The organism is Streptomyces sp. NPDC001406 (genome assembly GCF_042895285.1).
Classification (GTDB): domain Bacteria; phylum Actinomycetota; class Actinomycetes; order Streptomycetales; family Streptomycetaceae; genus Streptomyces.
On sequence record NZ_JBIAWG010000020.1, the window covers coordinates 98849 to 123560 of the forward strand.

Sequence of the window (24712 nt, forward strand, 5' to 3'; positions counted from 1 at the left end):
CCCGGCCGCGGAACGTCCCCCTTGAAGGAGAGAACTCCATGCGAGCATGGTTCGAGCGAGCTGCCGGCGTGCCCGGCAGCCGTCGCGGAAAATGGCTCGTCCTCGTGACCTGGCTGATCGCGGTGATGGCGCTCGGCGCGCTCGCCGGGAAGCTCGGCGAGGTCCAGGACACCAGCGCCAACGCCTTCCTGCCGCGCGGCGCCGAGTCGGCCAAGGTGAACACGGAGCTGGAGAAGTTCCGCACCGACGACCTGACCTCGGCCGTCGTGGTCTACAGCGACACGGGCACACTGAGCGACGAGGCCCGCGCCAAGGTCCGGGCCGACCACGCCGCCTTCGCGAAGGTCGCCGCCGAGGGACGGCAGGTGCCGCCGGTCGTCGAGTCGAAGGACGGCAAGGCCCTCATGGTGGTCGTGCCGCTGCCCGGCAAGGAGCAGTCGGTCGTCGCCGACAAGATCGCCGAGCTGCGCCGCATCGCGGACGCCCATGCCCCGCCCGGGCTCGACGCCCGCGTCGGCGGCCCCGCCGGCTCGCTCGCCGACGCCTTCACCGTCTTCGACAGCCTCGACGGCACGCTGATGATGGCCACCGGCCTCATCGTCGTCGTCCTGCTGCTGCTCACCTACCGCAGCCCCGTCCTGTGGCTCTTCCCCGCGCTCGCCGTCGCCTTCGCCTCCGTGCTGACCCAGGCCGGCACCTACCTCCTCGCCAAGGGAGCGGGCCTCCAGGTCGACCCGCAGAGCTCGGGCGTGCTGATGGTCCTCGTCTTCGGCATCGGAACGGACTACGCGCTGCTGCTCATCGCCCGCTACCGCGAGGAACTGCACCGCCACGCGGACCGGCACACGGCCATGCAGGCCGCCCTGCGCCGCAGCGGACCCGCCGTGCTCGCCTCCGCGGGCACCGTCGCGATCGGCCTGGCCTGCCTCTCCTTCGCCGAGATCAACTCCTCCCGCTCCATAGGCCTGGTCGGCGTCATCGGCGTCCTGTGCGGCTTCCTCGCGATGGTCACGATCCTGCCGGCCCTGCTCGTCATCGCCGGCCGCTGGGTGTTCTGGCCGCTCGTGCCGCGCGAGGACGCGCCCGTGCGCGCCGCCCGCCCGCTGTGGGAGCGCGTCGGCCAGGCCGTCGCGGCCCGGCCCCGCGCCTCGTGGATCACCTCGCTCGCCGTCACCGGAGCCCTCGCGCTGGGTGCCCTGGGCCTGAACATGGGGCTGAGCCAGACCGACTGGTTCCAGAACAAGCCGGAGTCGGTCGTCGCCCAGGAGAAGCTCTCCCAGCACTTCCCGTCCGGCTCCGCCGACCCGGCGACGATCGTCGTCAAGACGCCGGACGCGGCCGAGGCCGCCCGCGCCGCCCGCGGCACGAAGGGCGTCGTCGAGGTCAGCACCGTCGGCCGCACCCCCGACGGCACCCTCACCCAGCTGGCCGCCGTGCTGCCCGGCACACCCGACAGCGACGCGGCCAAGCACACCGTCGAGGCCCTGCGGGACCGGGTCGACGGACTCGTCGGCGGCACCGCCGCCCAGGCCCTGGACAAGGAGAACGCCGCCGCACGCGACCTGGACGTCGTGGTGCCGCTGGTCCTGCTCGTCGTCCTGCTCGTGCTGGTGTGGCTGCTGCGCGCGCTGGTCGCGCCGCTCGTCCTGCTGGCGACGGTCGTCGTGTCCTACTTCGCCGCCCTCGGCGCCTCGAACCTCCTGTTCGACCACGTCATGGGCTACCCCGGCGTCGACTGGACGGTGCCGCTGCTGGGCTTCGTCTTCCTCGTCGCGCTCGGCATCGACTACAACATCTTCCTGATGCACCGGGTGAAGCAGGAGACCGCCCTGCACGGTCACACCAAGGGCGTCCTGATCGGACTGAGCAGCACCGGCGGCGTCATCAGCTCGGCCGGCCTCGTGCTCGCCGCGACGTTCGCCGTGTTCGCCGGGCTGCCGCTGGTGGCGATGGCCCAGATGGGCTTCGTCGTCTGCATCGGCGTCCTGATCGACACCTTCCTCGTCCGTACGGTCCTGGTGCCGGCGCTCGCCCTGGACCTCGGCCCGCGCTTCTGGGCACCGGGCCGGCTGTCCGCGGACCGTGCGGCACCCGCGGCGGCGGCGTCCGAGCCGGAGCGCCGGCAGACGCTCGAAAGCGTCTGACGACAAGCGCCGCTCCGTCCGTCTGCGACCCCCAAGTCAGCAGCGCAACAAGGGAGATGGCCCCCGACCGCCCGTGCGCCACGATGAAGGCCACGGCTCCGGGAGGGGGCCGCCGACCAAGGGAGGACATGCCGTGTTGGGTGACGGGGACGGATCGGCCGCCAAGCTGTGGGCGATGGCGAGTCTGGGCACGCCGATGGCCGTGCGCGTGGCGGCGACGCTGCGGATCGCCGACCACATCGCCGCGGGGCGCCGCACCGCGGCCGAGCTCGCCGAGGCCGCGGGCGCGCACACCGATGCGCTCGACCGCCTGCTGCGCTACCTCGCTGTCCGGGGCGTCCTGGAACGCGACGAGACCGGGCACTACGCCCTGACCGCCCTCGGCGAACCACTGCGCGAGGACCACCCGGCCGGCATCCGGGCCTGGTTCGACATCGACGGCGCGGGCCGCGGCGAGCTGTCGTTCGTCGAGCTGCTGCACAGCGTCCGCACCGGCGAGGCCGCCTTCCCGGTCCGCTACGGACGCGAGTACTGGGAGGACCTGACCGCCGACCCCGACCGCGTCGCCTCCTTCAACAAGCTGCTCGGGGCCGACGTCGCCGAGCGCGCCCCAGGTGTCGTCGCCGGGTTCGACTGGGCGTCCCTGGGCCATGTCGTCGACGTCGGCGGCGGCGACGGCTCGCTGCTGGCCGAACTGCTGCACGCCAACCCGGCCCTGCGGGGCACGGTCGTCGATCTGCCCGACGCCACCCACACCGCCAAGGAGCGGTTCGCCGCCGCCGGGCTGGGGGACCGCGCCGACACCGTCGCCGGAAGCTTCTTCGACCCGCTGCCCCCGGGCGCGGGCGGCTATGTGCTCTCCCTGGTCCTGCACGACTGGCACGACGAGCCCGCCACCGCCATCCTGCGGCGCTGCGCCGAGGCGGCTGGCGAGAACGGCTCGGTCTTCGTCATCGAGACGGTCGGCTCCGCCGGAGAAACGCCGCACACCGGCATGGACCTGCGCATGCTGTGCGTGTACGGCGCCAAGGAACGGGGCGTCGCCGAGTTCTCCGCGCTGGGCGCCGCCGCCGGACTCGACGTCGTGGCGGTCCACCCCGCGGGCCCGTCGGTCATCATCCAACTGGCCGCGGCCCGATGAGGCCCCGGACGGCCACCGGGACGACAACGGCCGAGGAGGCCTGGGCGGCGCTGACGACGGTCAGCGGCCGCCAGGACCCCTACCCCTGGTACGAGGCGGTCCGAGCCCATGGCGAGGCCGCCTGGCTCGGGCCCGGCAAACTGGTCGTCGTCGGGTACGAGGAGTGCGACCGCGCACTGCGGGACACCCGCCTCCACGTCCAGGACGCCGCGCGGTACGACGCGTCGGCACCCCTCTGGCGGGACCACTCCTCGCTGCGCGCCTTCACCAGCTCGATGCTGTACAGCAATCCGCCCGACCACACCCGGCTGCGTGCCGTGGCCGGCTTCGCCTTCACCCCGCCGAGGATCCGCCAACTGCGCTCGGTGATCGAGGAGATGACCGAGCGGCTGCTGGACCGCATGGCCGGTCTCGGCGCCACGGGGTCGGCCGTCGATCTCATCGCCGAGTTCGCCTCCCGGCTGCCCGTCGCCGTCATCAGCGCCATGCTCGGCTTCCCCGAGCAGGACCAGGTGTGGTTCCGCGACATGGCCTCGACCATCGCCGTCTCCACGGACGGCTTCCGCGACGCCGCGGCCCTGGAGCGCGCCGATTGCGCGATGGACGAGATGACCGCCTACTTCGCCGACCTCGCCGGCCGGCGCCGCCGCGAGCCCCGCGACGACCTCGTCACCCACCTGGTGAACACCCACGACGAGGACCCGCACCGGCTCGGCCACGACGAGTTGATGGGCACCTTGATGGTGCTGCTCACGGCCGGGTTCGAGACGACGAGCTTCCTCATCGGCCACGGCGCCCTGCTCGCCCTGCAACGGCCCGCCTTCGCCGAACGGCTGTGCGCGGACCCGGACTTCGTCACGGGATACGTCGAGGAGATCCTGCGCTTCGAGCCGCCCGTGCACGTCACCAGCCGCTGGGCGGCCGCCGACACCGAGCTGCCCGGCACCGCCGTGCCCGCCGGGAGCCGGCTGACGCTGATCCTGGCCGCCGCCAACCGCGACGCGCGGCGCTTCGCGGACCCGGCCCGCTTCGATCCGGACCGGCGCGACAACCGGCCCCTGAGCTTCGGCGCCGGCGGGCACTTCTGCCTGGGCGCCCCGCTCGCCCGCCTGGAGGCGCAGATCGCGCTGCCCCGGCTGTTCGCCCGCTTCCCCCGCCTGAGGGCGACAGAGCCGCCCGTCTACCGCGACCGCTGGGTCGTACGCGGCCTGGACACCTTCCCCGTCGCCGTGACCGCCTGAGCACCACCCGCGCGACGCGCCTCCTCCACCGCCGACGGCCCCGAACCACTACCAGGTTCGGGGCCGTCGGTCCATCCAGCATTTACGAAGATGCCCGGATCGGTGCGGAGACATGACGATTTCAGGGAGTCAACGGGCCGACAACGGCAGGGAATGTGCTCGCCGGGCACCGGCGCCGTCCGGATCCTCCGAAGGAGACACCTCGTGACAACACGTCTGAAGATCCTCGCCATCAACGGATCGGAGCGGGACGGCAACACCGCCGACGTCCTCCGGCACGCGGCCGCGATCGCCGAGCAGCGTGGTGTCGAGTTCGAGACCGTCGACCTGCGCAACATCCGGATGGAACGGTGCGGCCCCTGCGGCGACTGCAACGACCGTCCCGTCCCCTGCGCACTGGCCGACGGCGTGCCCGGCGTCGTGCAGAAGATGATCGACGCGGACGGCATCGTCTTCGCCGCGCCGGTGCACGGATTCGGCACCGCGAACCTGATGCAGACCTTCATCGAGCGGGCCGGCGTCGGCTATCTGCGCTTCGACCGGCCGCTGAGCAACAAGGTCGCCGGCATCATCTCCGTCGCCCGCCGCTACAGCGCCGGCGAGGTGTGGGCCCAGCTCACCGTCAACGCCCTGCTCAACCGCATGATCGTGGTGGGCAGCGGGTTCCCGGCCACGGTGCACGCGCTGCACCGGGGCGACGCGCTCAAGGACGACGAGGGGCTGAAGAACGTGCAGCGCATGGTCGACCGCATGGTCGACATGATCCAGCTGCTCGACGAGCACCGCCGGCTGACCGGCCGTGACGACCTGCTGGTCTCCGGCGACGTCAACGAGCGCGTCGGCCTCGCCCTGAACGAGACGAAGGTGCCGGCGTGACCACCGCGCTGCAGACCCTGCGGGCCCCCGCGCGCGGCCAGAACCTCGACGACTTCCTCGCCGCCTACCGCAACGTCAGCCGGGCCTTCTACGACTCCACCCTCACCGACGCCCGACTGGCCGACTGGCGCCAGGACCAGCTGACCACGGTGCTGCACCACGTCACCGAACGCTCCCCGTTCTACCGCTGCCACCTGGCGGGCGTGGACATCGACGCCGTCACCCCCGAGAACCTGTCGGCGCTGCCCTTCACCACCAAGGACGACCTGCGGCGCGAGATGTACGACGTGCTGTCCGGACGGGTCGGCGAGGCGAGCATCTACTACGAGACCAACGGCACCACCGGCGCCGCCACACCGTGCCCGCGCGGCCCCAGGGACATCGCCACCTCCAACGCGGCCGTCGAGGAGTCCTGGCGGCGGCTGTTCCGCTCCCGCTTCGGCGACCGCATGCCGGTCGTCGGCCTCATGGGCCCCTCGGAGCTGTACGCGTTCGGCGACGTGTTCAGCGCCGTCACCGCCTCGCTCGGCGCCTGCCACGTCAAGATCTGGCCCGAGTCGCCCCGGGTCGGCTTCAAGAAGGCGCTGCGCCTGATCGAGGAACTGGGCGTCGAGGTCGTGGTCTGCGCGCCCGCCCTGTGCCTGAGCCTCGCCAAGGCCGCGCTGCACTACGGCTACGACCTCGCCGAACTGCCGGTGAAGCTGTTCCTGGTGCTCGGCGAGATCTGCACACCGCAGTTCGCCGCCAATGTGTCGACCGTGTGGCCCCAGGCCGTCGTACGCCCCGCGCTGTACGGCTCCCAGGAGGCACTGTGCATCGCCACGGGCGCCGACGACGGCCGGCTGCACCTGTCGGCGCCCAACTACCTGACCGAGCTGATCGACCCGGACAGCGGGGCCGTGCTCGACGACACCGCAGAGGGCGAGCTGGTGCTGACCATGCTCGTCGACGGCATCAAGCCGCTGATCCGCTACCGCACCGGGGACCTGGTCCGCATCACCCCCGCACCGGCCGGCGCACCGCTGCCCGGCCCCGTCGTCGAGGTCGTCGGCCGGGCCGCCGACCGCATCGCGCTCGGCCGGGCCCGGCTCCACCCCGGACAGCTGGAGACGGCAGTCCTCGACGGGGTGCGCGGCTGCCTGGGCTACCAGGTCGTCATCGACCGGACCGGCGACGGCGAGGACGAGATCACCGTCCACATGGACCTGCTGCCCCGGGCCGCGGACCCGGACGCCGTCGCCGATGCCGTGGCCGGGCGGCTACGCGCGCTGACCGGCGCCCGGGCCAGGGTCGTCATCGAGACCGACCTCGACCCGGTGACCCACACCGGCTCCTTCGTGAGCTGGAAGGCGGCCCGGGTGCTCGATCTGCGCTCCGCCCCCGACAGTGCGGCCGTCACCGCCCGGCAGGTCGCGCACCGCTACGCGATCACCACGTGAACCGAAGGAACCCGCGATGACCGAGCCATGCCCGGCACCGGCCGCGGTCCGGGTGACCACCCGGACGTGCCGGCTCCCCCAGCTGCCGATGCTGCCCGCCTACCGCGCGCTGGCCGCGCGCTTCGGCGCCGACAGCGTCTATCTGCTCGAATCGGCGGCGGGCCCGATCCGTGAGTGCCGCTTCCAGTTCGTCGGCTTCGGCGCACTGCTGTCCGTGGCGGTCAGAGGCGGAGCCGTCCGTGTCGAGGGCATCCCCGCGCTGCGCGATCCGCTGCTGGAGCGCATCCGGCCGCTGGTGGCCGAGGGCGCCGACGGCACCCTGCGGCTGCGGACCCTGGCCGGCCTGTGGCCGCTGCTGCGCACCGCCCAGGCGCTGTTCGACGCCCCCGGCTCGGCGACCCGCTTCCGCTTCGGCTTCCTCGGCTACTTCGGCTACGACACCGTGCGCTACGTCGAGGACCTGCCCCACCTCATCGAGCAGGGGCCCGACCTGCCGGACGTGGAACTCGTCCTGCACCAGGGCCTGGTGGTGCGGGACGTCGGCGAGGACCGGACCGAGCTGCTGCTGCACGAGTCCGACGCCTGGCCGGCGTTCGACCCGCGGGAGATCACCGCGCTGCTGGAGGACGCCGAGAGCGCCTGGCCCGAACCCGCCGCGGACGACGTGCCCGAGGCGCTCGTCAGCGACGACACCGACCCCGAGGCGTTCCGCCGCGACGTGGAACGCTGCCTGGAACACATCGCGGTCGGCGACATCTACCAGGTGCAGATCGGCCACGAACTGACCATCCGCTCCGGCGCCGACCCCGTCGACGTCTACCAGCGGCTGCGCCGCCGCAACGCCTCCCCGTACATGTATCTGGCGAGCGTCGGCGGCCAGTGCGTCATCGGCGCGAGCCCGGAGCTGTTCGTACGGATCGAGCAGGGCGCCGTCACCATGCGGCCGATCGCCGGGACGCTGCCGCGCACCGGCGACGACGAGGCGGGCGCCCGGCGGCTGCGCTCGGACCCCAAGGAGATCGCCGAGCACACCATGCTGGTGGACCTGTGCCGCAACGACATCGGACGGATCGCCGAGGCCGACTCCCTGGACGTCCCCGACGAGTTCGCCGTCGAACGGTACTCCCACGTCCTGCACCTGGTCTCGACCGTGTCCGGACAGGCGGAGGCGGACAAGGACGTCTACGACGCGATCGCCGCCCTGTTCCCCGCCGGCACCATGACCGGCACGCCCAAGATCCGGGCCATGGAGATCATCGAGTCCCTCGAACGCAGCCGCCGCGGCCTGTACGCCGGTGCGCTCGGCGTGATCGACATCGGCGGATACACCAACCTCGCGCTGTGCATCCGCACCCTCTTCCACCAAGGCGGCGTCTACCGCACACGCGCCTCGGCGGGGATCGTCGCCGACTCCGAACCGGCGAAAGAGTGGCGCGAGACGCTGGCCAAGATGAGTGCCGCCCACTGGGCGGTCACCGGAAAGGAGCTGCTGTGACGACACCCTCGCCCGCCGCCACGGCCGGGCACCCAGGCCCACGACCGCGCATCCTGGTGGTCGACGCCTTCGACAGCTTCGTCGACATCCTGCGCCAGTACCTGATGTCCGCCGGGGCCGAGCCGCTGATGGTGCGCTCCAACGCCCTGCGGCTGACGGAGGTCGAACGGCGCCGCCCCGACGCGATCCTGCTCGGCCCGGGCCCCGGTCACCCGGACGACTCCGGGCACGTCGAGATCGTGCAGTCCTTCGCCGGCCGGCTGCCGCTGTTCGGCGTCTGCCTCGGCCACCAGGCCATCGGGCGCGCCTACGGGGCCCGGGTGGTACCGGCGGGGCGGCTGATGCACGGCAAGGCGAGCCACGTCGAGCACGACGGACGCGGGCTGTTCGCCGGAGTGCCGGACCGCTTCTCGGCCACCCGCTACCACTCGCTGATCGTGCCCGAGACGACCGTGCCGGCGACCCTGGAGGTCACCGCCCGCTCCGCCGAGGACGGTTATGTCATGGGACTGCGCCATCGCACGCTGCCCATCGAGTCCGTCCAGTTCCACCCGGAGAGCTTCCGCACCGAACACGGCATGCGCATGATCTCCAACTTCCTGCGCGGCGTCCGGGAGTTCGCCGCCGAGCGGGGCCACGTCCTGGCGGCGTGAGGCCCACGGCCTCGAAGAGGGCACGGATCGAGATGCGCCGCCGTCCGACCGCATGATGGGCTCGCCGAGTCGGAGTCACGCACCCCGGAGGCGACGTGGAGTACTGGAACGGCACAGCGGAGACCATGCCCCGCGAGGAACTCGAACAGTGGCAGTGGCGCCGCCTTCAGCGCGCCCTGGACCACGCCCGGCACAACTCCCCCTTCTGGGCCGAGCGGATCCCCGACGGCATCACCTCGATGGCCGCGTACACCGAGCGCATGCCCCTGCTGTACAAGGCGGACCTCCTCGCCTCCCAGCAGGCCGCGCCGCCGTACGGCACCTGGCCCTCGCTCGACCCGGTGCACGGGGTGCGCCACCACCAGACCAGCGGCACCAGCGGCAACCCCCCGGTGCGCACGTTCGACACCGAACGCGACTGGAAGTGGATCACCGACACGTTCTGCACCGCCCTGTACAGCAACGGTGTGCGCGCCCATCACAAGGCCCTGGTGTCCTTCGGATACGGCCTGTTCGCCGGCTTCTGGGGCATGCACTACGCGCTGGAGCGCATGGGCTGCACCGTCGTACCGGCCGGCAGCCTGGACTCGAAGACGGTGGTCCGGCTGCTGGTCGACTACCGGATCGAGGTCCTCGGCCTCACCCCCAGCTACGCCATGCGGCTGATCGAGACCGCGGGCGAGATGGGCGTCGACCTCGCCCGGGACGCCAACGTGCAGGTGATGCTGGCGGGCGCGGAGCCGCGCTCCGACTTCACGACCCGCACCATCGAGCAGGCCTTCGGCGCGCGTGTCTTCAACGCCGCCGGGACGACCGAGTTCGGCGCGGTGTTCATGTTCGAGTGCCCCACGCGCCGCGGCGCCTGCCACATCAACGAGCCGACCGTCATCGAGGAGGTGCTGCACCCCGAGACGCGGCAGCCGGTGGGCTACGGCGAGGAAGGCGTCCGCGTCACCACCGGCCTGTACCGCGAGGGCATGCAGCTCTTCCGCCACTGGACCGAGGACATCGTGGTCAAGCGGCCCTACAGCGAATGCGGTTGCGGCCGGACCTGGGACTTCCTCGACGGCGGCATCCTGCGGCGCGTCGACGACATGCGCAAGATCCGGGGCGTCTCGGTCACCCCGGTGATGATCGAGGACGTACTGCGTTCCTTCACCGAGGTCAACGAGTTCCGCTCGTCCATCCGCACGGTGCGCGGACTCGACACCATCCATGTCCGGGCCGAGGCGGGCGAGATCACCGGCGAGGCGGCGGCGGACCTGTGCGCGCGCATCGCCGCGGAGTTCAAGCGCGAGATCGGCATCCGGCCCCAGGTGGAGCTCGCCCCGCAGGGCAGCCTGCCCCGAACCAAGTGGAAGGCGGCACGACTTCATGACGAACGACACCTCGCTCACGCCTGAGCAGCGGGACCGTCTGCTGGAGAGCTACCGCGCCCTGACGGACCTCGCCGGCACCTGCCGGGTGCCGGCCGTCCAGGCCGCCCTGCGCGGCGCCCTCGCCGAACTCCGCGTCGCCCTCGACGGCCAGGCCGTGGACCTGGACGACTACTACCGCCCCGCGCCGCCCGAGCGGCACGGGACAGCACCGAGTGCCGCGGGCCTCGCGGCCTGAGCCACCGGCACACCGAGGAGGGGGCGGACCGGCCGGTCCGCCCCCTCCTCGGTGTGCCGGTGGCTACTTCGTCGTGCCCTTCACCGCGTTCTCCAGCTGGGCTCCGGTGTAGGCCTCCGCGTCGCGGAAGTACTCCACGCGCAGGCTCTGGGGGTTGCGTACGCCGTTGTCGACGCGGTCCTTCTCGTAGGCGTCGAGGAGTTCCTGCGCCTCCGTGGTGGCCTCGGCGAAGCGCTCGGCGGGCTCCGCGCCCCGCTGGAGCACGTCGTCCATGGCCCGGGTCATGACGTCCTGGGCGCCGGCGAAGTCGCCGAACAGGGCGCCGCGGCACGGCGGCACGCCCTCGCCCTGGCCCTCGGCGTAGGAGCCGAGCTGTCCGCTGGCCAGGCGGTGGTACGGATTGGCCTCGAACCAGCCCTCGTCCTCCAGGAGCTGGTAGGAGGAGCGGGTGACCGGCACGAAGCTGGAGGCGATGTGCCGGTCGGCGGCGTTGCGCGGGTTGTTCAGGAACTGCATGAAGGCCAGCGCGCCGTCCTGGGTGACCTCGTCCAGGCCGTCGGCCAGCCACAGCGACGTGCCCGCGATGATGTTGCCGCCGTACGCCTCGCCGTCGCGGCCCGGGAAGCGGCCGACACTCATCTCGAAGCCGGCGTTCTCGGCGGCCATCGCCATGTAGTTGAGGTCGTTGGACGAGGTGATGCGCAGCGCCACGTCCTGGTCGGCGAACGCCTTGATGTTGCCCTCCCAGTCCGGGATCTTCCCGGTGTAGAGGTAGTGGCCCCGGCGGTGCAGCTCCCGCCACCACTCGGCCCAGGTGAGCATCTCCTTCGACGACAGGTCCAGGCGGCTCGCCCGGCCCGCGCGGCCGTTGGCGTTGTCGGCCAGCTCACCGCCCTGCACGGCGAGCGCCTGCTGGAAGAACAGCCCGTGGTTGGACCAGGTGACACCGTGCGAGGGACCGCCCTGAAGGGCCGCCACCGCTTCGCAGGCCGCTTCTATCTCGCCCCACGTCGTGGGCAGCGAGCCGATGCCCGCCTTGTCCAGGACCGACTGGTTGCCGTAGATCAGCATGGCGGTGACGACAGCGGGCATCGAGGTGAGGTCCCCGTCGACCGAGTAGTACTCGCGCACGGCCGGGACGAGGTCGTCGATGACGACCGGCTCGCCGAGGATCTCGTCGCGGCCCGCGATCGCCTTCTGCACCGAGGTGAACAGCGGCTTCCCGTCGCGGGCGCGCGAGTCGCGGGCCGCCTGGGTGACCGCGAAGTAGTACTCCGCGACCGCCGGGGGACGGCCGGCCTGCGCGGCCTCGGCGATCTGCTGCGACAGCAGCCGGAAGTCGCGGCCCTCGATGTTGATCCGGTACTCGGGGTGCGCCTTCTCGAACTCCGCTCCGAGCCGGTGGAGCCGGTCCATGTAGCCGGGGAACGTCAGGTCGGCCACCCAGACGTCGATCACGGTCCTGGCGGTCATGCGATGCCTCGTTTCTCTTGGTCTGTCTTGTCGAACCGGGTCGGGGCGTTCGCGCCGCGCCGTCAGGCCGTCACGGCCACGGGGCGCAGGCTGCGGGCGAAGGCCCGGATGTCGCCGGTGAGGGCGGCGGGCTGCTCCAGCGCGGCGAAGTGGCCGCCCTGCTCGAACTCCGTCCAGTGCGTGATGGTGGGGATGTCCCGGTCGGCGAGGCTGCGGACGGGCACGAAGATGTCGTCCGGGAAGACGGCGACACCCACCGGCACGGTCAGCGGCGGTGGTACGGACCCGGCCGCCGCGGCGCGCACACCGGCAGCGCCCTCGTAGTAGAACTGCGCGGACGAACCCGCGGTGGCCGTCAGCCAGTAGATCGTCACGTTCGTCAGCAGCCGGTCGCGGTCGACCGCGTCCTCGGGCAGGGCCGTCGCACCCGTCCAGTCCAGGAACTTCTCGACGATCCAGGCCAGTTGGCCGACCGGCGAGTCGGTGAGCGCGTACGCCAGCGTCTGCGGGCGGGTCTGCTGGAGCTTCATGTAGCCGGACAGCTCCGCGTCGAAGCGGGCCAGCTTGCCCAGCCGCGCCTGGTCGCGCTCGTCGAGAGCGGCCAGCTCGGCGGGGTCGCCGGAGGGGAAGGTCATCAGCATGTTCACGTGCACGCCGGCGACGTGCTCGGGATCGATGCGGCCGAGCTCCAGGGAGATCACCGCTCCGGCGTCGCCGCCCTGTGCGACATAACGGTCGTAGCCCAGACGCGCCATCAGCTCGGCCCAGGCGCGGGCGATGCGCGCGGTGTCCCACCCGGTCTCGGTCAGCGAGGAGAACCCGTAGCCGGGAATCGACGGGATCACCAGGTGGAAGGCGTCCGCCGGGTCGCCGCCGTGCGCACGCGGGTCGGTCAGCGGACCGATCACGTCCAGGAACTCGGCGACGGAGCCCGGCCAGCCGTGCGTGAGCAGCAGCGGCGTGGCGTCCGGCTCGGTGGAGCGCACGTGCAGGAAGTGCACACGGGCGCCGTCGATCTCCTCGGTGAACTGCGGGTGCGCGTTCAGCTGGGCCTCCGCGGCCCGCCAGTCGAACGAGGTGCGCCAGTACTCGGCGAGCTCCTTGAGGTAACCCAGTGGCACGCCGCGGTCCCAGCCCACACCGGGCAGCTCGTCGGGCCAGCGCGTCGCGTCCAGGCGGCGGTGCAGGTCGTCGAGCTGGGCCTGCGGGATGTCGATGCGGAAGGGATGCATGAGCGCTCCGTCAGTGGCTGACCGCCAGGCGGTCGTCGGTCGAGGGGACACGGGCGCGCTCGCACAGGGCGGGGATCGGCTCCCGGACCACCCGGGGCGCCCAGCCGTATCGTCCGCCGCCCCAACAGCCCTCCGCATCTTGCGGATTGCTGCACCCGCCCGCCCGCGGCGGCGGGGACGCAGGAGCGCAGCCAGGAAGATGCGGCGCTGCCGCGGCCGCTGGCAGCGTGGCGCATCGCGCGCGGCGCCGGCGCCTGCCGCACCGACCCAGGAAGGACACGCCAGATGACCGTTTCCCCCGCCCCCGCCGCCGTCGGCCTCGCCGAGGCGTTCGTACGCACCGTGCCGGACGACGTGCCCGCGGCCTTCCGCGCGCTGGTGGACGCCCTGTGGGACGACGGCGCGGCGAGCGCGGACGCCCTCGCCGCGGTGCCCTCGCTCGTCGCCGCCCTGGAGCACGCCGGTACCGACCGCAAGGGTCACCTGGCCGTCCTGCTGGGCCTGCTCGCCGAGACCGACTACCCGGACCTGGACGGCGAGCTCATGCGCGCCGTACGCGCCCACCTGGACCTCTACCTCGACCTGCTGGGCACCGAGGGCATCGGCACACCGCTCACCCTCGCCCTGCTCTATCTGCTCTCCCACTTCCCCGGCGACCGCGAGCGCGTCCTCGCCGTGGCCTCCGGGCTCGGTCTTGAGGCGGAGGACCTCTCCCGCCTGGACCGGTCGCTGAGCACGCTCGACGTGGACCGCCCGGACCTCGGCCGGGTGTGGCCGTCCCCCTCGGCGTGGACCCTCAACGCGGACGAGCGTGCCTTCGACCAGAGCTGGATCAAGGAACTGACGCCGCAGCAGCTGGCGGCGAACTGGGAGAACGACACCCGTACGGTCCTCGGCTGCACCGGCGCCCGCGCGTACTGGGCGGTGTGCCACGGCGAGCCGCGCAACCTGCCCGAGGCCCCCCTGCCCGAGAGCCGCGACGTCAGCGCCCCCGTCGCCGACGCGGCCCTGTTCGCCCGGCACCTCGGCGCCCTGCGCTGCCCCGCCTGCCGGGGCTCTCTGGCCTCCCACGACGGTGTCGCGCGCTGCGCCGACTGCGCGGCTCGCTACCCCGTGGCCGGCGGCATCCTCGACCTGACCGCGCCCGCCACGGAGCAACCGGGCGACGCCTCAGCCGACTTCCTGGAGAAGCTGTCCCGGGTGCCCAGCATGGGCCTGTTCTACGAGGCCGTCGCCCGCCCCGCCTTCCTGCGGGTCTCCGGCTCCAACTGGGGCGGCGCCGTCACCCCGCAGGACGAGGACCGCTACATCGCCGACCATGTGCGTCCCGTCGACGGGCCCGTCCTCGACCTGGGCGCCGGCGCCGGCCGGTGGACCGCCGTCATCGCCGAGACCGTCGGCGCCGAGCGGCTCATCGCCCTCGACAGCGCGCTGCCCATGCTCAACGTGCTGCGCGGGCGGCTGCCCGAGGTGCCGTCCGTGCTGGCCTCCGCCGCCGAACTCCCCTTCGACGACGCCTCCTTGGGGGCGGTCGTGTGCTGGAACGCCCTCCAGGCCTTCTACGCCGACGCCGGCGCGGCGATCGCCGAGGTGAGCCGGGTGCTGCGGCCGGGCGGCACCTTCACCCTGATGACCTTCCGCCGCTCCGACGACCCGGTCTACGGCTACTTCCAGTCCGCCCACCGCTTCCCCCAGCACCAGGGTGGCCTCCAGCTGTTCGACCTCGACCGGCTGAGGCGCTGGCTGGCCGACGCCGGCCTCACGGTGCGCGAGGAGAGCGGCCCGGGAACCTTCGTGTTCATCACGGCCGTACGCGAGCACTGACGCACGGCGAGCCCGACGCGGCACAGACGCAGCATCGACGCACAGAAGGAAGACCGCTCTCATGAATCAGCAGCACGACGTCCTGCGGACGGTCCTCGCGGCACCCGGCACGGCGGAGTACGACGAGGCCACGGCCGTCTTCAACCTCGCCGCACCGGCGCGGCCCGACACCGCCGTGACCGCCCGCAGCGTGGCCGAGGTCCGCGCCGCCGTGCGTGCGGCCGCCGACCGGGACCTGCCCGTCCGCGTGCACACCACCGGTCACGCCTCCGGCGCCCGGCCGGCCGTCGACGGCGGCCTGCTCGTCCGCACCCGGCTGGCGGGCGGTGTCGTCGTCGACGCGGAACGCCGGATCGCCCGGGTACCGGCCGGCACGACATGGGGCGAGGTCGTCGCAGCGGCCGCGCCCCACGGCCTGACCGCCCCGCACGGCTCGGCGGCCCACGTCGGCGTGGTCGGCTATCTGCTCGGCGGAGGCGTCAGCTTCTACGGCCGCCACACCGGACTGGCCGCCAACAGCGTGCGCGCGGTCGAACTCGTCACCGCCGACGGGGCGTGGGTCCGCGCGGACGCCGGGAACGACCCCGAGCTGCTGTGGGCCCTGCGCGGCGGGGGAGGCGGCTTCGGCGTCGTCACCGCCGTCGAGGTCGAGCTGTTCCCGGTGGCGAAGGTGGTCACCGGAGGCACCTACTGGTCCGCGACCCACGCCCGTCCGCTGCTCACCGCCTGGCGCGACTGGGCCGCGCAGGCGCCCCGCCGGGCGACCACCTCGCTGCGCGTGATGAACCTGCCCCCGGTCCCCGGTGTCCCGCCCGAGCTGGCGGCCGGCCCGGTGATCTGCGTCGACGGCGCGGTGTTCGCCGCCTCCCCGGACGACGTGGCCGACGCCCGGCGCCAGGCCGAGGACCTGCTCGCACCGCTGCGGGGCATCGCCGAACCACTCATGGACACCTGGGCGCTCACCGACGCCGCCGGTGTCCTCGACGCCCACATGGACCCGGCGGATCCGGTGCCGTTCATCGGCGACCACCTGCTTCTGGCGGAACTCGGCGACGACACGGTGGAGGCGTTCCTGAGCGTGCTCGGCGAGGGCTCCGGTTCGCCGCTCGTCGTGGCGACGCTACGTCAGCTCGGCGGCGCGTTCGCCGACGCCGACCCCCGCGGCGGCGTACTGAACCAGGTGGACGCGGCCTACGCGTACATGGGTTCGGGCCCGCCGTTCGGGCCCGTCACCCCGGCGGACCTGGAGGCGCACTGCGCCACCGTCCGGGCCGCGCTGGAGCCCTGGAACACGGGCCGCACGGTGCCGTCCCTGGTCGAGGGCGCGGACCGGCCGCAGTGCCATCTCGACCCGGAGGCCGTGGCCGCCGTGGACCGGGTACGGGCCCGGATCGACCCGCACCGGCGCTTCGCCGGTGACATCGCGCCCGGGGCGAGCGCGGCCGGCTGACACCCCGTAAGGACCGACGGCGCGGGCCCCCGTGGGCCCGCGCCGTCGTGCTGTCCCGGCCCAGCATCCCGGACACGCCCGGGACTCCGGACACGCCCGAGCCCTTGGACACGCCCGAGCCCCCGACAGGCCGGCGGGCGGCCGGCATGCCAGGGGCTTCGGAGGGGGATGCGGGAGCGGGGAGCGGACTACTTGAAGCTGATCACCTGGCCGCCGCCCTCACCCGTGTTGCTGCCCAGGCCGACCTGGGTCTGGGTGGTCTTGGCGTCGACCGTGCCCCAGACCTGGCCGTCGGCCGTCACCACGGCCTGGAAGGAGCTGTGCACCACCAGCGTGGTGTTCACCTTGCCCTGGGCGTCCGAGACGACGTCCTTGGAAGTGGTCGCGTCACAGCCGTACTTGGTCGGCTCCACGAACGCGCACTGACCGACGTGGAAGACCGTGTTCGGGGTCAGTCCGGACGCGGTGAGGGTGACCTGCTGCCCGTCCGCGAGGCCCGTCGCCGGCGAGACCGAGACGACCGGCGAGGCGGCCATGGCGGCGGGCTGGACGGCGACGGCCAGACCGGCGGCGATGGCGGCGGCGGCGCCGAGACGGGTGACGAGGCCGAGCTTGTTCTTGACGGTCATGTTCTTGACTCCATGTCATGTGTGAGGGGAAGCAGAAGGACGGGGGGATCGGGGCTTTTCTCGGGGCCGCATCCCGGTGTCCGCCAATGACGTTAGGGGCCGGTGATCACCCCGGGCATCTTCCAGGTTGCTTCATGAAACCCACTCGGTTCCCGGCGCAGAAGGGCATTCTGCGAGATGCGGCCCACCCGCCCGGAGCGAGACGCTCGGGGGCGGCCTCGCGTGTCCCAGGGCAGCGACGCCAACGCCCCCACCACACTCGACGACGGGAAGAACAGGCACATGACTGCAGGCGCTGCTCCCAAGGCCGGGCGGAAGGAGTGGATCGGGCTGGGAATCCTCGCCCTGCCCACCCTGCTCGTGGCCCTCGACGTTTTCGTACTGCTCCTCGCCCTGCCGCATCTGAGTGCGGACCTCGGCGCGAACAGCAACCAGCAGCTGTGGATCATGGACATCTACGGCTTCATGGTCGCCGGTTTCCTGGTGCCCATGGGCACCCTCGGCGACCGCATCGGCCGCCGCAAGCTGCTCCTGATGGGCGGCGCGGCCTTCGGCGCCGCCTCCCTGCTCGCCGCGTTCGCCACCAGCCCCGGCATGCTGATCGCCGCCCGGGTGCTGCTGGGCGTCGCCGGCGCCGCGATCAGCCCGTCCACGCTGGCCCTGATCTCCACCATGTTCAAGGACGAGAAGCAGCGGGCCACCGCCATCGGCCTGTGGGCCAGCTGCTTCACCCTCGGCGCCATCATCGGCCCCATGCTGGGCGGCGTCATGCTGGAGCACTTCTGGTGGGGCTCGCTCTTCCTCATGGGCGTGCCGGTGATGGTCCTGCTGCTGATCACCGGACCGAAGGTGCTGCCCGAGTCCGCCAACCCGGAGGCGGGCGGCATCGACCTGCCGAGCGTCGCCCTCAACCTGGGCACCACCATCCCGGTCATCTACGGCATCAAGGACCTGGCCCGCAACGGCTGGCACCCGCTGCCCGTCGCCGCCATCGTCCTCGGCGTCGTCCTCGGCACGCTCTTCGTCCGCCGCCAGCGCACGCTGACCTCCCCGCTGCTCGACGTGACCCTCTTCCGCCACGGCCGCTTCAACGCCTCGCTGCTCGGCCTGCTCGCCTACAGCCTCATCGGCGGCACGGTCATGCTCCTGATGACCCAGTACTTCCAGGCCGCCCAGCGCATGAGCCCGATCGACTCCGGTCTCGGCCTGCTGCCGGGCATGGCGGCGGCGACCGTCTCCTTCATGGTCTGCCCGATCATCGCGCGCAAGGTGCGCCCCGCCTACGTCATCGGCGCGGGCCTGGTCGGCGTGGTCACCGTCCTGCTGGTCTTCTCCCAGCTGAGCGCCGACTCGGGTACGACCACCCTCGTCGTCGGCTTCGCGGTGTTCTCCTTCTGCGGCGCCCCGCTGGTCGCCCTCGGCACCAACATGGTCGTCGGCACCGTCCCGCCGGAGAAGGCCGGTTCGGCCGGCGCGCTCTCCCAGATCAGCAACGAGTTCGGTGCCGCCCTCGGCGTCGCGACGCTGGGCACCCTGGGTCTCGCCGTCTACCGCGACCAGATCCACTCCACCGTCCCGGCCGGCGTTCCCGCCGGTGCGGCCGACGCCGCACGCGACAGCGTCTCCGGCGCCGCGGCCGCCTCGCACAGCCTGCCCGGGCAGGTGGCCGACGCACTGATGGAGCCGGTCCGCGCCGCCTTCACCGGCGGCATCCACACCGTCGCGGCCGTCGCCGCCGGACTGATCGCCGTAGCGGGCGTGTTCTTCGTGGCGCTGATGCGCCACATCCCGCCGATCGGCCAGGAGCAGGCCGCCCCGGCCGAGGCCGGGGCCGAGTCGACGGAGGAGAAGATCCTCGCCGCCTGACGCCCCCCGCTCCGCCCGCACGCCAAGCGCCGCCGGACGGCCCCACGAGGCCATCCGGCGGCGCTTGGCGTTCCGGCCGCGTCAGCGCAGCTCGATCCCGGTGTACTTGCCGAGCGCGGTGAGGAATTCGCCGCGCGAGAGCGCGGCCGCGACGAGTTCGATGTCGTCGGCCATGTACCGGTCCACGCCCAGCGTGGGCACCAGCGACCGCACCGCGTCGTACGTCGCCTGCGAGGCCGGGCTCAGCTCGTCGTAGCGGCGGGAGACGTCGACCGCCTGGGCGGCGGCGAGGAACTCCACCGCGAGGATCCGGTTGTTGTTGCCCAGCACCCGGCGGGCGTTGCGGCCCGCAATCAGGCCCATGCTCACCACGTCCTGGTTGTCGCCGTTGGACGGCACCGACTGGGTGGAGGCCGGCCCGATCGTCCGGTTCTCCGCGACCAGCGCCGTCGCCGGGTACTGGGCGCCGGCGAAGCCGCAGTTCAGACCGGGGTTCGCGGCCACCAAGAACTCGGGCAGGCCATAGCTGAGATGACGGTTCAGCAGTCGGTTGAGCTGCCGCTCGGCGAGCACACCGAGCTGGGTGAGCGCGATGGTGACGAAGTCCAGGACGAAGGCGATCGGCTGGCCGTGGAAGTTCGCGCCGTGGAAGATCTCCTGGCCCTCGAAGAACAGCGGGTTGTCGTTGGCCGAGTTGAGCTCGATCTCCAGCTTGTCCTGCGCGTGGTAGAGGGTGTCGCGCACCGCGCCGAGGATCTGCGGGACGGCCCGCAGCGTGTAGGCCTTCTGGAGGTAGGTGTCGGTGCGCTGGACGTCCCGGCCGTCCTCCTTGACGTCCTGCACCTGCCGGCGCAGCTCCGCGTGCTCCGCGATCAGCCGGCTGCCGGCCAGCAGGGCCCGTATGTTGGCGGCCGAGTCGATCTGCCCGCGGTGCGGACGGGCCACGTCGTGACCCTCGGCGAGGAACGGGCTGGCCGAGCCGCGCAGCACGTCGTTGAGCAGGGCCGAGACCAGCTCGGCCTGCCGGGTCTGGGCCAGGGCGCGCTGGACGACCAGCGAGCCGAGACCCGTCATCGCCGACGTGCCGTTGATCAGCGCGAGCCCCTCCTTGAACCTCAGCCGCAGCGGCTCGATGCCCTCCTCGCGCAGCACCGTCGCCGTCTCCACCCGCCGGCCGTCCCGGAGCACGTACCCCTCGCCGATCAGCGTGCTCGCCAGGTGCGACAGGGGTACGAGGTCACCGCTGGCGCCCAGCGAGCCGATCTCCGGAATCGCCGGGACGATACCCCGGTTCAGATACAGGGCCAGGCGCTCCAGGATCTCCGGGCGCACCGCTGAGTGCCCCTTGGCCAGGGTGTTGAGGCGGGCCGCCACGATGGCCCGGGCCTCGTCCTCGGCGAACAGCGGCCCCACCCCGGCACTGTGACTGCGCACCAGGTTGGTCTGGAGCTCGACCTCCTTCGACTTGTCGACCTGCATGTAGATCATCTCGCCGTACCCGGTGGTGACGCCGTAGATGGGGACGTTCTGCCCGGCCAGCTCATTGAGCATCGCCCGGCTGCGCAGGGTCCTGTCGACCGCCTCGGGGGCGACGGCTGCCCGTGCCCCTTCTTCGGCGATGCGCCGGACGGCGTCGATGGTGAGGGTCTGGCCGTCGAAGGCGACGGCGGCGGAAGTCTCGACTGAGGTCAACGCTTTCACTCCAGGCATAGGCGGGGTGATGGAAAAGGTGGGACGAACAGGGGAGCGCGTCCGGGATCAGCTCAGGGCGTCCTCGGCGGCGAGCGCGCGGATGGTGCGGCGCAGCAGCTTCCCGGTCGGATTGCGCGGGAGCCGGGCCGTGAAGGTGATGTCCTCCGGCACCTTGTACCAGGTCAGCGAGGCGCGGCAGGCGTCGAGGAGTTCCGCGCGCAGCGCCTGGGCGGCGGTGCCGTCCACCGCGTCGCGCAGGACGGCGTAGGCGCGCAGCACCGAGACGCCCGTGCCGCGCCGCACCGCGCACACCGCGGCCTCCTCGACGGCCGGGTGCGCCATCAGCCGGTCCTCGATCTCCGCCGGGTGCACGTTGATGCCGGCGACGATCTCCACGTCGTCGAGCCGTCCGTAGACCCGGACGAACCCGTCGGCGTCCATCGTGGCGGCGTCATTGGTGGTGAACCAGGCGTCCGTGCCGAGCCGGACGGGGGTGTCCCCACCGCGCGGGACCGGGAGCCCGATGGTCGGCCCCGACACCTCCACCCGGCCCTCGACACCCGCCGGGACCGGCCGGCCGGCCTCGTCGACTATCCGCAGCCGGTACGGAGCCAGGACCCTGCCGAGGGTGAACTCCCGCACTGCCTCGGGCCCGTTGGCCAGTACGGCGTGCCCGATCTCGGTCGTGCCGTACACGTTCAGCAGCCGCGGCCCGAGCACATCGCGCAGCTGCTGCTCCAGGGACTCGGGCAGCACCTCCCCGGCCACCACCGCCACCCGCAGGCCGCCCAGGACCCGCGGGGCGTCGGGGTGGCCCAGCATGTGCGCGAAGAAGGTCGGCTGGCTGTAGAACACGCTCACGCCGTGCTTCTCCAGAACGGCCAGCGCGTCGCCCGGTGCGAGCCGCCGGGGAGTGAGGACGGTGGCGCCGCCGGTCAGCAGCGGAAAGAACAGCGAATTGCCGAGCCCGTAGGCGAAGTTCATGCGGGGCACCGAATAGCTCACGTCGGCGGCGCTCACCCGCACGGCACCGCCGGCCGCCCGCACCAGGACCTCCGGATCGCCATGGGTGTGGAAGCACAGCTTGGGACCGCCGGTCGTGCCGGAGGTGAACGCCGCGAACGCCGGGGTGTCCCGCGAGACCGGGGCGTACGGCGGCGGCGCCACGGCGTCGCCGTACAGGGCGTCCGGCGTGAGCACCGGCGCCGTGAACCGGTCCGCGAACCCGGCGTCCGCCACGACGGCCGCGGGCTCGGCGACGAGTGCCGCGCGCCGCATCTCCTCCGGGTGGAACATGGAGTTGACCGGCACGGCCACGGCCCCGATGCGCAGCGCACCGAGGAACGCCCACACGAACTCGATGCCGTCCGGCAGGGCGATCAGGATCCGGTCGCCACGCCCCAGTCCACGGGAGACGAACGCGGCGGCGGCCCGGGCCGCGCCCGCGTACACGTCCTCGAAGCGGTACACGCTGTCGCCGACGTGGTACGCGGGCCGTTCCAGCCAGCCCCGGGACAGGGCGGTGTCCGCCAGCCGCTGCGCGAAGTTGGTCATCGGCATATCCCTTCGATCTCCACCAGCAGGTCGGGGCGGCACACGTCGACGTTGAAGAAGGCGATGTCCCGGCCCGCCCCCAGCGCCTTCGCGCAGTGGGCGCGGACCGCGGGCAGGTGGCCGGCGTCGCGGACGTAGACCTTGACGCAGTCCAGGTCGGTCAGGCGGAAACCGCCCGCCAGTTCGTGCCGGCCGAGGTTCTCGGGCGCGATGAGCGCCTCGATGTTGGCGAGGGTGACGGCGCACTGCCGCTCCACGTCGCCGGGATGGACGGTGTCGTCGCCGATGATGCTGGCCGTACCCGACACATAGAGCACCGGCCGGCTGCCGTCGGCCGGTTCCAGGAGGGTGGCGCGGGCGAAGCTGGGCGACTTCGGCCCGTACCGGTCCGGATACCGGTGCGCCGGGGTCTGGCGCGGATTCTCCAGGTGCCGGGTCCGGCCGTCGCGGCAGGCCAGGAAGTACATGTCGATGCCGGGGCGCAGGGAGCCGATGCCGGTGGCCGCCGGCATGCCCGCGATCCGCCCCGACCAGGACTCGAACGCCTGGGCGCGGCCCACGCAGAAGTCCCGGTAGTTCTCCATGCCCTCGCCGTTGGGGCCGGTGATGGCTCCCACGAGGTTCCACATGCGCAGCAGTTCCGTGTAGCCGAGCCGCCACATGAGCGTGAACGCCGCCTCGTACACCGCGCGCACCGTGTCGCGGTAGACGTCTTGCTCCTCGATGCGTACCGCGCACAGGAAGTGCTCGCCGTCCTCGGCGTACACCAGGTCGCCGTCCCGGCCGCGGCGCACCGGCCGGTCGGTGGTCCACACCTCGGTGATCCGTTCGTCGCCCGCGGCGGCCATGGCCAACCGGGCCAGGGGGGCGCCGTCGTGCAGCTGCGGGGGTTTGCCGCCATGGCCGTAGGTCACCCTGCCGAGCACGTGCCGGCCGGCGGTGTGGGCCCGTTGGTCGTCGCCGGGCCTGACGAAGAGGCAGTCCAGGGCGGCCGTCCGGGTCGTGTCCGGGTGCGTGACTGTCACGATGTCCTTCCCGCCGCGTCGCGCGCGGCATGGGCGGGTGGTCGAAGGTCCGGCACCTGGCCGTCGGCAGGCTGCCAGGGCAGGTCCCGGGCGGCGAAGCCGTCCGCGTCCACCCACAGCGCCCGCAGCCCGCGCAGTGCGACGGAGGGCCGGTAGGACGTGCTGCCGAGGGCGAACCGCGCGCCGGTGACGCGCTGGACGAAGCGCACGAGCACGGTCCGCGCGATCAACCGGGCCAGCGGCGCCCCGGGGCAGTGGTGCGGGTCCGCGCCGAACGCCAGGTGCGGCGGGGCGCCTTCCGGGGCGAAGACGTCGGGGGCCGGGGTGAGCGCCGGGTCGCGATGGGCCGCCGCGAGCAGCAGCACCATCACGGTGCCGCGCGGGACGCGCGTCCCGCACAGGTCGAGGTCGGTGCCGGCCAGGCGCTGCAGGACCTGCACCGGCGGGTCGACGCGGAGGGTCTCCTCCACCAGGCGGTGCGCGCGCCGGGGGTCGCGGCGCAGTGCGTCGATCTCGTGCGGGGCGCGCAGCAGCGCCAGCACGCCGCACGAGACGAGGGCGGCGGTGGTCTCGTACCCGGAGGCGAGCAGGAGCCGGCCGGCCGACGTGGCCTCGGCATCGGTGAGCCGTTCCCCGTCTCCGTCGGCCCGGACCAGCCGGGACAGCAGGTCGTCACCGTCGGCCCGGCCGCGCCGGTCGCGGACCGCCTCGGCGAGGTAGGTCTCCAGCTCGGCCTCGGCAAAGCGGCGCTCGGCCAGGCGCGCGGGGTTCCGGGCGCCGGTGAGCGGCAGGTCGTGAGCCGCGCCGAGTGCGGCGAGCCGCCGGTGCAGCCACTGGGCGTCACCGGCCGGAAGGCCCAGCAGCCGGGACAGGACGGCCATGGGCACCGGGTGGGCCAGGTCGCTGACCACCTCGAGACGGCCACGGGCCGCCACCGAGTCCAGGCGGTCGTCGACGAGGGAGCGCACGAGGGGCGCGAGGTCCGCCACCGCGTCCGCGCCCAGGACGCGGTCCAGCACACGGTGCGACCGGGCCATGGGGACCGGGCAGACGCCGACGGGGGCCGGCGTACGGTCGGCCGCGCGCAGGGCGGCGGCGCAGTGTGCGTAGGAGGACAGGACGACCACGTCGTCACCGAGCCACACCGGTCCCGCCTCGCGGATGCGGTTCAGCACGGGATACGGGTCGACGTGGACGTCACCGCTCAGGAACCGCAGCACGAGGGAGCGGGCCTCGTCATGGCCGGCTTCGCCTTCGAAGGACAGGTGCATCGCCGAACGACCGCTTTTCATCGCACAGCCTTTCTGCGTCTGCTTGCGTCGGCAGAATGTGCGGCCCGTCCGGACCGTGTCCACGGCGAGTTG

Annotated in this window: 19 protein-coding genes; 12 read left to right on the top strand and 7 right to left on the bottom strand. The window is 72.7% G+C overall.

Annotation, left to right across the window (positions count from 1 at the left end; translation table 11 throughout):
- Window positions 1–38: 38 nt before the first annotated feature.
- The 9 genes from ACFY1J_RS38130 to ACFY1J_RS38170 all read left to right on the top strand — a co-directional run bounded on the left by ACFY1J_RS38130 (window position 39) and on the right by ACFY1J_RS38170 (window position 10603).
- Window positions 39–2144 (top strand): MMPL family transporter, encoded by a 2106-nt coding sequence (locus ACFY1J_RS38130; RefSeq protein WP_390732838.1) that lies wholly within the window; start codon window positions 39–41, stop codon window positions 2142–2144.
- 136 nt (window positions 2145–2280) lie between these two features.
- The gene (locus ACFY1J_RS38135) at window positions 2281–3285 is read left to right on the top strand and encodes a methyltransferase (RefSeq protein ID WP_390708561.1); all 1005 of its coding nucleotides are present in this window, start codon (window positions 2281–2283) and stop codon (window positions 3283–3285) included.
- The gene (locus ACFY1J_RS38140; protein ID WP_390708491.1) at window positions 3282–4526 is read left to right on the top strand and encodes a cytochrome P450; all 1245 of its coding nucleotides are present in this window, start codon (window positions 3282–3284) and stop codon (window positions 4524–4526) included. The genes ACFY1J_RS38135 and ACFY1J_RS38140 overlap by 4 nt, the downstream gene beginning before the upstream one ends.
- A gap of 204 nt (window positions 4527–4730) precedes the next feature.
- Window positions 4731–5402: a flavodoxin family protein gene (locus ACFY1J_RS38145; protein ID WP_390708492.1), complete on the top strand. Its 672-nt coding sequence runs from the start codon at window positions 4731–4733 to the stop codon at window positions 5400–5402.
- The gene (locus ACFY1J_RS38150; RefSeq protein ID WP_390732839.1) at window positions 5399–6841 is read left to right on the top strand and encodes a phenylacetate--CoA ligase family protein; all 1443 of its coding nucleotides are present in this window, start codon (window positions 5399–5401) and stop codon (window positions 6839–6841) included. Before ACFY1J_RS38145 ends, ACFY1J_RS38150 begins: the two co-directional genes overlap by 4 nt.
- Window positions 6842–6857: 16 nt before the next feature.
- On the top strand, window positions 6858–8336 hold the full coding sequence (locus ACFY1J_RS38155; RefSeq protein ID WP_390708494.1) for an anthranilate synthase component I family protein: 1479 nt from the start codon (window positions 6858–6860) through the stop codon (window positions 8334–8336).
- Complete coding sequence (locus ACFY1J_RS38160; protein WP_390708495.1) at window positions 8333–8989, top strand: anthranilate synthase component II; 657 nt, start codon at window positions 8333–8335, stop codon at window positions 8987–8989. Before ACFY1J_RS38155 ends, ACFY1J_RS38160 begins: the two co-directional genes overlap by 4 nt.
- Before the next feature lie 95 nt (window positions 8990–9084).
- Window positions 9085–10392, top strand: coding sequence for a phenylacetate--CoA ligase family protein (locus ACFY1J_RS38165; RefSeq protein ID WP_390732840.1), 1308 nt, complete (start codon window positions 9085–9087; stop codon window positions 10390–10392).
- Entirely contained in the window at window positions 10364–10603 is a 240-nt protein-coding gene (locus ACFY1J_RS38170; RefSeq protein WP_390708497.1) for a DUF6052 family protein, read from the top strand. Before ACFY1J_RS38165 ends, ACFY1J_RS38170 begins: the two co-directional genes overlap by 29 nt.
- A 63-nt stretch (window positions 10604–10666) precedes the next feature.
- Here the strand turns inward: ACFY1J_RS38170 and ACFY1J_RS38175 are convergent, their stop codons facing one another.
- Complete coding sequence (locus tag ACFY1J_RS38175; protein WP_390708498.1) at window positions 10667–12076, bottom strand: extracellular solute-binding protein; 1410 nt, start codon at window positions 12074–12076, stop codon at window positions 10667–10669.
- Between the two features lie 62 nt (window positions 12077–12138).
- Entirely contained in the window at window positions 12139–13308 is a 1170-nt protein-coding gene (locus tag ACFY1J_RS38180) for an epoxide hydrolase family protein (RefSeq protein ID WP_390732841.1), read from the bottom strand.
- 285 nt (window positions 13309–13593) lie between these two features.
- Between ACFY1J_RS38180 and ACFY1J_RS38185 the strand changes: the two genes are divergently transcribed.
- Window positions 13594–15132, top strand: coding sequence for a methyltransferase domain-containing protein (locus ACFY1J_RS38185; RefSeq protein WP_390732842.1), 1539 nt, complete (start codon window positions 13594–13596; stop codon window positions 15130–15132).
- 61 nt (window positions 15133–15193) lie between these two features.
- A complete protein-coding gene (locus tag ACFY1J_RS38190) occupies window positions 15194–16582 on the top strand; it encodes an FAD-binding oxidoreductase (protein WP_390732843.1) in 1389 nt (462 codons plus the stop codon).
- 188 nt (window positions 16583–16770) lie between these two features.
- Here ACFY1J_RS38190 and ACFY1J_RS38195 read toward each other — a convergent pair whose 3' ends face one another.
- On the bottom strand, window positions 16771–17211 hold the full coding sequence (locus tag ACFY1J_RS38195) for an enediyne antibiotic chromoprotein (protein WP_390708503.1): 441 nt from the start codon (window positions 17209–17211) through the stop codon (window positions 16771–16773).
- A gap of 282 nt (window positions 17212–17493) precedes the next feature.
- Here ACFY1J_RS38195 and ACFY1J_RS38200 point away from each other — a divergent pair, with 282 nt between their 5' ends.
- Window positions 17494–19077, top strand: a complete 1584-nt coding sequence (locus ACFY1J_RS38200) for an MFS transporter (RefSeq protein ID WP_390708562.1) — start codon at window positions 17494–17496, stop codon at window positions 19075–19077.
- An 81-nt stretch (window positions 19078–19158) separates the two neighbouring features.
- Here ACFY1J_RS38200 and cmdF read toward each other — a convergent pair whose 3' ends face one another.
- From cmdF to ACFY1J_RS38220, 4 genes are all read right to left on the bottom strand, one after another.
- Complete coding sequence (cmdF, locus tag ACFY1J_RS38205) at window positions 19159–20769, bottom strand: tyrosine 2,3-aminomutase (protein ID WP_390708504.1); 1611 nt, start codon at window positions 20767–20769, stop codon at window positions 19159–19161.
- A gap of 66 nt (window positions 20770–20835) precedes the next feature.
- A complete protein-coding gene (locus ACFY1J_RS38210) occupies window positions 20836–22323 on the bottom strand; it encodes a class I adenylate-forming enzyme family protein (RefSeq protein ID WP_390708505.1) in 1488 nt (495 codons plus the stop codon).
- A complete protein-coding gene (locus tag ACFY1J_RS38215) occupies window positions 22320–23348 on the bottom strand; it encodes an FkbO/Hyg5 family chorismatase (RefSeq protein WP_390708506.1) in 1029 nt (342 codons plus the stop codon). Before ACFY1J_RS38215 ends, ACFY1J_RS38210 begins: the two co-directional genes overlap by 4 nt.
- Window positions 23345–24640 (bottom strand): cytochrome P450, encoded by a 1296-nt coding sequence (locus ACFY1J_RS38220; RefSeq protein WP_390708507.1) that lies wholly within the window; start codon window positions 24638–24640, stop codon window positions 23345–23347. The genes ACFY1J_RS38215 and ACFY1J_RS38220 overlap by 4 nt, the downstream gene beginning before the upstream one ends.
- Between the last annotated feature and the right edge of the window lie 72 nt (window positions 24641–24712).